Annotated in this window: 7 protein-coding genes and 1 pseudogene; 3 read left to right on the plus strand and 5 right to left on the minus strand. The window is 58.6% G+C overall.

What is annotated here, in order from left to right:
• Window positions 1-1,587 (minus strand): RelA/SpoT family protein (locus Q0288_RS12665; RefSeq protein WP_299430972.1); only part of this gene is annotated, 1,587 nt, incomplete at its 3' end.
• Window positions 1,588-1,685: 98 nt separating this feature from the next.
• Between Q0288_RS12665 and Q0288_RS12670 the strand changes: the two genes are divergently transcribed.
• Both Q0288_RS12670 and Q0288_RS12675 read left to right on the plus strand, forming a co-directional pair.
• Window positions 1,686-3,020 carry a glucose-6-phosphate isomerase gene (locus Q0288_RS12670; protein ID WP_299430974.1) on the plus strand — a complete coding sequence of 445 codons (1,335 nt, stop codon included), beginning with the start codon at window positions 1,686-1,688 and terminating at the stop codon, window positions 3,018-3,020.
• 111 nt (window positions 3,021-3,131) lie between these two features.
• The gene (locus tag Q0288_RS12675; RefSeq protein ID WP_299430976.1) at window positions 3,132-3,941 is read left to right on the plus strand and encodes an SDR family oxidoreductase; all 810 of its coding nucleotides are present in this window, start codon (window positions 3,132-3,134) and stop codon (window positions 3,939-3,941) included.
• Between the two features lie 259 nt (window positions 3,942-4,200).
• Here the strand turns inward: Q0288_RS12675 and Q0288_RS12680 are convergent, their stop codons facing one another.
• Window positions 4,201-6,066, minus strand: a complete 1,866-nt coding sequence (locus Q0288_RS12680) for a phosphoenolpyruvate carboxykinase (GTP) (protein WP_299430978.1) — start codon at window positions 6,064-6,066, stop codon at window positions 4,201-4,203.
• Between the two features lie 180 nt (window positions 6,067-6,246).
• On the opposite strand from Q0288_RS12680, the gene Q0288_RS12685 reads away from it, so the two are divergent.
• Window positions 6,247-6,480: a CDGSH iron-sulfur domain-containing protein gene (locus tag Q0288_RS12685; protein ID WP_299430980.1), complete on the plus strand. Its 234-nt coding sequence runs from the start codon at window positions 6,247-6,249 to the stop codon at window positions 6,478-6,480.
• Window positions 6,481-6,536: 56 nt separating this feature from the next.
• Here the strand turns inward: Q0288_RS12685 and Q0288_RS12690 are convergent, their stop codons facing one another.
• The 3 genes and pseudogenes from Q0288_RS12690 to Q0288_RS12700 all read right to left on the minus strand — a co-directional run.
• The gene (locus Q0288_RS12690) at window positions 6,537-7,607 is read right to left on the minus strand and encodes a membrane dipeptidase (protein WP_299430982.1); all 1,071 of its coding nucleotides are present in this window, start codon (window positions 7,605-7,607) and stop codon (window positions 6,537-6,539) included.
• Window positions 7,608-7,671: 64 nt separating this feature from the next.
• Entirely contained in the window at window positions 7,672-8,634 is a 963-nt protein-coding gene (locus tag Q0288_RS12695; protein ID WP_299430984.1) for a D-2-hydroxyacid dehydrogenase, read from the minus strand.
• Between the two features lie 9 nt (window positions 8,635-8,643).
• Window positions 8,644-8,807 (minus strand): annotated as a pseudogene (locus Q0288_RS12700) (ABC transporter permease); the annotation flags it as partial.

An 8,807-nucleotide genomic window follows, 5' to 3' on the forward strand; every position in this document is an offset into this window, starting at 1 on the left:
CAGGGTCTCGGCCCGTTCAAAAGCGCGAAAGAATGTCCGCACTTTTTGTTTGGCTGACCTGGTTTTGGCGTACTCGACCCAGTCCTTTGAGGGGTGAGCGGTTTTGGCTGTGAGAATCTCGATGATCTCGCCGTTCTGCAGCTCGTAACTGAGGGGTACGATGCGCCCATTGACCTTGGCCCCCACCATATGGTGCCCCACCTCGGTGTGGATGTGGTAGGCAAAATCTACCGGGCTAGCGCCTTTGGGCAGGTTGATGATCTTGCCCCTGGGGGTGAATACAAAGACCCGGCCCCCCAGCAGTTCTTTGGTGACGGCCTCGACAAAATCACGCGAGCTGCTGTACTCCTGCTGCCAGTCCTGGATGCTTTTGAGCCAGCCCACCCGCCGCTTGAGATCTTCGGAATCGGTGATGCCTTCCTTGTAGAGCCAGTGGGCAGCAATGCCGTACTCGGCGACCTTGTGCATCTCTCGGGTGCGAATCTGCACTTCCAGCGGCAGTCCGTTCACGGCTATCACGGTGGTGTGCAGTGACTGATAGCCGTTGGGCTTGGGCACTGCGATATAGTCCTTGACCCGGCCCGGAATGGGCTGCCACAGCGCGTGTACCAGCCCCAGCACGTGGTAGCAGACCTGTTTTTCGCGCAGGGCATTTTCTTCCGGGTCTTTTCCCTGGCGGGGCTCGAGGATTACCCGCAGGGCCAGCAGGTCGTAGATCTGTTCGATGGCCTTGCCCTCCCGCTCCATCTTCTTCCAGATGGAGAACAGGTGTTTGGTGCGGCCTGTTACCTCGACCTTTTTGATGGACTGTTTGAGAATAAAGTCCCTTTCGAGGGCTTGTTCCAGCTTCTCCTTAGCAGCCTGCACGGCAGCCTCGCGCTCGGCGCGGTGGCTCTTGAGGCGGGCCTCGAGGGACTGGTAATCCACGGGGTCGAGATAGCGGAAGGAGAGGTCTTCGAGTTCCAGCTTGACCTGTCCAATCCCCAGCCGGTGGGCCAGCGGTGCGTAAATTTCCAGGGTTTCACGGGCAATGCGCTGCTGTTTATGAGGCGGCATGAACTCGAGGGTACGCAGGTTATGCAGCCGGTCGGCCAGCTTGACGATGATAATCCGCACATCCTCGGCCATAGCGATAAACATCTGGCGCAGGTCTTCGGCGTGCTTTTCCTCGGCGGGTTTGTCCTCACTGGCCGCATGAGCCAGCTTGTAAAGCTTGGAAACCTTGGTCTCGCCCTCCACAATTTTGCGAACGGCAGCACCGAATTTCTCCTCAATTTCCTCGGGGCGAACCTCTGTGTCTTCGATGGTGTCGTGCAGTAGCCCGGCCATCAGGGTCTCGGCGTCCAGACCCAGCTCGGCCAGGATCTGGGCCACTGCTACCGGATGGGTGATATACGGTTCGCCACTTTTACGTTTCTGGCCTTCGTGGGCGAGGTAAGCAAACTCGAGGGCCGCGTGTATCCGCGCCCTCGAGCTGGCAGAAAGGTAGTTTAGATGGGGTTCCAGACCATGCCATAGCGTCTCTACCGCCGAATGCTCTGCTGGCGACAGGCTGGGCAACAACGATTCAGGGGAACGCTTGGTCATAGTGCGGTCTGGTCATGGCGGATGTTCCGCCCCTAAGGGACGTTCTTCAGTCTAGCATTTTGCCGCTATCTGACCAGTTGCGGGGGTAGACTAACGGCATGTTGCGTTTAGACCTGAACAATCTATTTTCGGAGCGCATCGGCCAGTATGGGATTGATTGGACGGCGGAATTTGCCACCCATCGGCAGCGATTGGATGATGCCCGCGATGCCCTCTGGGGCCGCAAGTCCGACCCTGCCGAGTTTCTGGGCTGGATTGAGGTACCCGAAGATACCGAGACCGTACGCCACGTGCTGCGCTACCGCCAGGCCAGCGCCTGGGTAGAAGACCTGGTGGTGCTGGGCATCGGCGGTTCGGCCCTGGGCGCGCAGGCGACTAATGCGGCCCTGGGCCGGGGGCCGGTGCGGCTGCACTTTGTAGACAATGTCGAGCCCGAACCCATCCTCGAGCTGCTGCAAACCCTCGACCCCCGCAAAACCCTGGTCAATGTCATTTCCAAGTCCGGCTCCACCTCAGAGACCATGGCGGCTTTTCTGGTATTCCGGCAGTGGCTCGAGCTGGGCACCTCCGACTGGAAAAAACACACGGTCGTCACCACCGACCCGACCAAGGGCATCCTGCGCCCCTATGTGCAGGCCGAGGGCCTGACCGCCTTCGAGGTGCCGCCCTCGGTGGGAGGGCGCTTTAGCGTAACCTGTCCGGTGGGAACCTTGCCGCTGGCGTTTGTAGAGGTAGACCTGGAAAGCCTGATGGCTGGAGCGCGCAAGTCCAATGAGCAGGCCCGGGGTGCGCTGGAAACCAACCTCCCCGCCCAGACAGCCCTGGTCAACCATCTGTTTAGCCACCGGGGCATCAACATTGCGGTCTTCATGCCCTACTCGAGCCGACTGCGCTTTCTGCCGGACTGGTTTGTGCAACTGCACGACGAGTCGTTGGGTAAGAGGCTGGATCGCCAGGGCCAGGAAGTACGCACCGGAACCACCGCCGTACGGGCCATCGGCACCACCGACCAGCATGCCCAGGTACAACTTTTCCGCGAAGGCCCCCACGACAAACTCACCGTCTTCGTGCGCCTGCTGAACCCCAGCAAGAACCTGGAAATCCCGGCAGTCAAGGGTCTGCCAGGGCTCGAGTACCTGTTTGGCCGCAGTTTTTTTGAGCTGCTGGATGCCGAGGCCAGAGCCACCGCCCACGCCCTGACCAAGGCCGGGCAGCCCAACTACACCCTCACGCTGGAAAAACTCGATGCCTACAACCTGGGCTGGCTGCTGCAACATCTAATGTGGCAGACTGCATTCTTGGGTGAACTGTGGAACATCAACGCCTTTGACCAGCCTGGGGTAGAGCTGGGCAAGGAGTATACCTATGCCCTGATGGGCCGCAAAGGCTACGAAAAACTGGCCGAGGAGTTGCGGGCCGAAGGTGTGATGTAGCGCTCCCGGCCGAGCCTCCAGGATGCGATATCCATGACGGGGGGTCTAGCTGGACCGACCCCTCGAGCCTCGCAGGGCCTTCGTCCTGGGCATGTGGGCATAGACTAGGGTATGAAAACTTCCAACAAGGTGATCGTGGTAACCGGGGGGGGTAACGGGATCGGCCGGGAGCTGGTTCTGCTGCTGCTGGCCAGGCAGGCCAGGGTAGCGGCAGTGGATATAGACCGGGCTGCCCTCGAGCAGACCGCCGGCCTGGCTTCGGCGGGCGAGCGGCTTTCGTTACACCCGCTCGACATTACCGACCTCGAGGCCGTCGCGGCCCTGCCCGAGCAGGTGGTGGCCCACCACGGGGCCGTGGACGGCCTGATCAACAACGCTGGGATCATCCAGCCCTTCGTCCGGGTTAATGATCTGGCCTACCCGGCCCTCGAGCGGGTGATGCGGGTCAACTTCTACGGCACCCTCTACATGACCAAATCCTTCTTGCCCTCCCTGCTAAAGCGCCCACAGGCCCACATTGTGAACGTCTCGAGCATGGGGGGATTCCTGCCGGTGCCGGGGCAGACCGTGTATGGGGCTGCCAAGGCTGCGGTCAAGCTGCTTACCGAGGGGCTACACTCCGAGCTGCTCAATACCAGGGTTCGGGTGACGGTCGTATTCCCTGGAGCCGTAGCAACCAACATCACCGCACACTCCGGCGTAAATATACCCTCGAGTCCGGGTGAACAGAGGAGCTCCTTCAAGCCCCTCGAGGCTAGCAAAGCTGCGCGAATTATTGTAGAAGGGATGGAACAAGACCGATTTAGGATCCTGGTGGGCTCCGATGCGAGGTTTCTGGATCTGCTCTACCGATTCAACCCAGCCTATGCGGCCAGGTTCATAGCCGAAAAGATGAAGTCGCTTCTGCCCAGCGCATCTTGATGGCGCAAACCGGCTCTGGCACCACTGCCACAAAGGTGGCGACGGAAATCAAGACCCCTCTGCTCCCTCCTACCGGCTTTATCACGAAACCTGACTTCTTCTTCCCTGGCAGAAGAGCGTGGCATCCCGCATAAAGTTTTGCCCTCACTGGACAACATTAATAGCCCGAGGACAGCTTTATGAATGGGATGCCGGGCGAGCGGCAAGGCACCCGTCACGTTATGATCAAAGCCCGGCTCCACAAATATGGCAGGTGCGTCTAGATGTTATCCTCGCGTTCCTGGCCGCCCACATCCCAGTATTTCGGCGAGCGCCACAGGTTGGAAATCAGCAACTCGCGCATGGCCAGAAACTCCTTGGGCATCCGGTTATAGAGCTTGATAAAAAGCTCTTCGTGCGAAAGGATTTCCCGTAGCCATAGCTCGCGGTCTATGGCCATAAGTTCCTGGAACTGCTCCTTGCTAAAGTCCAGGTCGCGCCAGTCCAGATCTTCGTAGTGCGGCACATAGCCCAGGGGCGATTCGGTACCACGGCCACGTCCGTTGGCCCGGTCTACGATCCACTTCAAAACCCGCATGTTCTCGCCAAACCCCGGCCAGGCAAAGTTGCCATCCTTGTCTTTGCGGAACCAGTTCACACTGAAGATGCGCGGGGGATCCACCACCTTGCGCCCCATATCCAGCCAGTGGTTGAAATAGCTCGCCATGTGATAGCCGATGAAGGGCAGCATGGCGAAGGGGTCACGGCGCACCTCGCCAACCTGACCAAATGCTGCTGCGGTCATCTCCGACCCCATGGTGGCACCCAGGTAGACCCCGAAAGACCAGTTGAAGCTCTGGTAGACCAGGGGCACCACGGTTTCGCGACGACCCCCGAAAATAAAAGCTTTGATGGGTACACCTTTAGGGTTTTCCCACTCGGGGTCTATGGCCGGGTTCTGGTGGGCCGGGGCGGTAAAGCGGGCGTTAGGGTGGGCGGCCTTTTTGCCGCTGTCGGTCGTCCACTGGTTACCCTGCCAGTCAACCGCTTTGGCCGGGGGCGGGCCGTCCATGCCTTCCCACCACACGTCACCCTCAGGCGTGAGGGCAACATTGGTAAAAATGGTATTCCTCGAGGCCGCCACCATTGCATTGGGGTTGGTCTTTTGGCTTGTGCCTGGAGCCACCCCAAAGTAGCCAGCCTCGGGGTTAATGGCATACAAACGCCCATCGGGGCCGGGCTTGATCCAGGCGATATCGTCGCCTACGGTGGTCACCTTCCACCCGTCTTGCACAAAGCCTTTGGGAGGAATCATCATTGAAAAATTGGTTTTGCCGCTGGCCGAGGGAAAGGCTGCCGCAACATAGGTTTTCTGACCAGCGGGGTCTCTGACCCCCAGAATTAGCATGTGCTCGGCTAGCCAGCCCTCGTCGCGCCCAATTACACTGGCGATGCGCAGGGCCAGGCTTTTCTTGCCCAGCAGGGCGTTGCCCCCGTAGCCCGAGCCATAGCTCCAGATCGAGCGTTCTTCGGGGAAATGCACGATGTACTTGACCTTGGGGTTGCAGGGCCAGGCCACATCCTTCTGGCCTGGCTCCAGGGGCATACCCACCGTGTGCATACACGGCACAAAGTCGCCATCTTCCCCGAGTGGGCCGTAGACGGCCTGGCCCATGCGGGTCATGATTTTCATATTTACCACCACATAGGCCGAGTCGGTGATCTCGATACCGATGTAGCTAATCGAAGAGCCTATGGGGCCCATGCTGAAGGGAACCACATACATGGTGCGACCGGCCATACATCCATCAAAAAGCCCCTGGAGGGTAGCGTGCATTTCTTTGGGGTTGATCCAGTTGTTGGTCGGGCCCGCGTCATCCTTGCTGTTTGAGCAGATAAAGGTGCGCTCCTCCACCCTGGCTACATCGCTGGGGTCGGAGCGAGCCAGAAAGCTGTTTGGCCGCAACTGGGGGTTCAACCGGATAAAGGTACCGGCCTCGACCAACTGGTCACACAAGGAGTTGTACTCATCTTCTGAACCATCGCAAAAGTGGATGGCGGCGGGCTTGCACAACGCTACCGCAGAGGTAATCCAGTGCTTTACACGCTCGTTTTTGATGTAGGTTGGAAACTCGAGGTTTTGCATACTGTCCTTAACTCTAACGGTTGTCCCAGGATATTTCACGGACACCCTGGCTCCTAGCCCTGCTCGGTTGCCAACTATGATAAATCATTCACTAGTTTAAGAACAAGTCTCACTCCGAACCGTAGCCAGTAGGGTCAATCGCCCCGATCGGAGCAAATCAGCAAAGCCTAAACTAAGCCTATGAAAATCCGTTTGCGTGAGAATGGGTCGCTGGTGCTGGACTTACCGGAGGGCGCGAAATTTGTCCTTAATGGGCAAGAGCAGGTGCTGGAGCGCGCCAAACTGGCACTGTGCCGCTGTGGCCATTCGGAAAACAAGCCTTTTTGCGACGGCCATCACAAACGGGTGGGTTTTGTGGCGCCTGGCGGTGAGATGGAGCTTTTACAGGGGCAGCCTGAGAATTCTTCGAGGTAATCGTTGAACCTCGAGACCAGCCCCCGGTGTACTGGGCCGTTACGGCATAAGCACTCCTAGATCACCGTGTCGATAGGCTTCCAGACCCGCTCGAACAGGCGTAACTGGTTTTCACCCAGAATGTTGGCGATGTCCTCGTGCTTGTAGCCTCTGGCCCCCAAGCGCTCGATCACATAGGGAACATCCGAGAAGCTATCGAAATTCTCGGCGAAGCGCAGGGGTGAGCGGAAGTTGATTCCCACCACTCTGTTATAGCGCGCCATGACATTGGGGTAGTCGGGGTGGCCCCAGGGATCGTAGGTGTGATCGGGGTAACTGCCCAGGCTCATATCCGAGCCGATGCCGATGTGCAGCGTGTTGCCCAGCAGGTCTGCCATGTAGTCAATGTGATCAATAAAGTCTTCTACGGTGGGGCGTTCCTCCTGTCCATTCTTTTGACACAACGGCCCCCAGTTCACCAGGCCAATCACCCCGCCGCGTTCAGCACACATTCTGATCTGCTCATCGTCTATATTGCGAGGGTTGTCGTTGAGGGCTTTGGGGTTGCAGTGGCTGAAGATGATGGGGTCTTCGGACAAGTCCATGATCTCGAGGGTTGCCCGGCGGCTGATGTGGGTGCCGTCCAGGAGCAGCCCCAGCCGGTTGGCCTCCTTCATCACCAGCCGCCCGAAACGGCTCAGCCCCACATCGCCCACATCAAGCACCCCACCACAGATCAGGTTGTTGCGGTTGTAGGCCGGGATCATCACCCGCATCCCCAGCCGGTAGAAGGCCTCAAGGCGGTGCAGCTTGCCCCAGGCGAACTCCCCATCCTGCGAGAACAGGATAAAGCAGCTCTTCCCCTCAGCTTTGGCCTGGCGGATGTGCTCGACCCGCGTGGCCACCAGCAGATTGGGGTACTTGCGGGCGATCAGGTGCCAGTACATCAGCTCTTCCAGCGACTGCTCGAAGTTTTGCTGCGGGTGGAAGGCTGTCACCCCGTAGGCGGTGCAGCCGTGCTTGTGGGCGTTGGCATAATCGCCATCGGGCCAGGCCTGAATACAGGAGTCTACCCAGATATAGGGGTGATCCTGTTCCAGTACCCGGTGAAATCCACGGTTGGGGCGGTTGGGAGTGAGGTTGCTCATAGGTCTCCTTGATGGGGAAGAGGATGCAGAGGCTAAAGAATAGTGTTCTGCTCTCAGCACTCTGCTAATAACCGAGCGTCACATGGCGCATGGTGTTCTTTACAGGTTCGCCACTTAGAAAGCGGTTCAGGTTTTCGGAAAACTCATCTATTACCCTGGCCCGCACCTGGGGAGAACGATAAGAGCAGTGCGGGCTGACGAACAGGTTGGGAATGTTCCACAAAGGACTTTCGACAGGCAGGGGCTCGAGCTCGAATACATCCAGGCAGGCTCCGGCGACCAGCCTTTCGTTCAGGGCCCGGATCAGGTCGGCCTCGACAATCAGGGCACCTCGAGCAATGTTAATCAGATAGCTATCACGCTTCATCTGCTGGAACTGGGCATAGCCCATCATGTGCCGCGTTTCGGGCGTGAGAGGACAGGCCAGCACCAGCACGTCGGACTCCTCGAGCAGTCTGTGCAGTGCAGTTGGTGGATAGATGCTATTGAACCCTGGCTGTGGTTCGGGACTACGCTTTGTTCCCAGGATGCGCATCCCAAAGGCTCGGGCATAACCTGCGATGCGCGTTCCGATGGAGCCTGCCCCCACAATGCCCAAGGTCTTGCCGTAGAGTTCGCCATGGATGGGCGGTTCCCAGGCTCGGCGTTGCTGGGCATCCAGCAACCTGGGCAGGTTTTTGTAGTGGGCTAGCATGGTCGCCATCACAAACTCGGCAATGGGGGTATCCATGGCATGCAGGGTGCGGCTAATCAGGATAGGGCGGGCCTCTACTTCCGGCACCATCAACCAGTCGAAACCAGCCGTTCCCGTGTGAATCCATTCAATTTTGGGGGCTTGGTTCAACAGAGCGCTTAGCACAGGCTTGGTCAGACCGCCGTACAGCAGTACCCTGGCTTCATTCACCGCAGAAGGGAAGGCAGACTCACGGCCTATCCCAACGAAACTGACCTCGGGGAACCTCGAGCGCAGCCTGCCAATCAGGCTGGGGTCTTCGGCATAAATGGGACTGACTAGAACTGTAAGCAAGGCTACTCCTTATTGACCTGAGCGCATCCGGGGATCAAAGGCATCGCGCAGTACATCGCCCAGGGAGTTAAAGGCCAGTACGCTAAAAAGAATCATGAGTCCTGGATAGATTGCCAGGTGCGGTGCATTGAACACATAGTTCTGACTGGCTGTGAGCATATTGCCCCACGAAG

It is taken from the genome of uncultured Meiothermus sp., from assembly GCF_937863175.1.
GTDB lineage: Bacteria > Deinococcota > Deinococci > Deinococcales > Thermaceae > Meiothermus.

Coding starts and splice junctions, on each gene's coding strand:
- Q0288_RS12670 (WP_299430974.1), top strand. CDS start 1,686: ATGTTGCGTTTAGACCTGAACAATCTATTTTCGGAGCGCATCGGCCAG.
- Q0288_RS12675 (WP_299430976.1), top strand. CDS start 3,132: ATGAAAACTTCCAACAAGGTGATCGTGGTAACCGGGGGGGGTAACGGG.
- Q0288_RS12680 (WP_299430978.1), bottom strand. CDS start 6,066: ATGCAAAACCTCGAGTTTCCAACCTACATCAAAAACGAGCGTGTAAAG.
- Q0288_RS12685 (WP_299430980.1), top strand. CDS start 6,247: ATGAAAATCCGTTTGCGTGAGAATGGGTCGCTGGTGCTGGACTTACCG.
- Q0288_RS12690 (WP_299430982.1), bottom strand. CDS start 7,607: ATGAGCAACCTCACTCCCAACCGCCCCAACCGTGGATTTCACCGGGTA.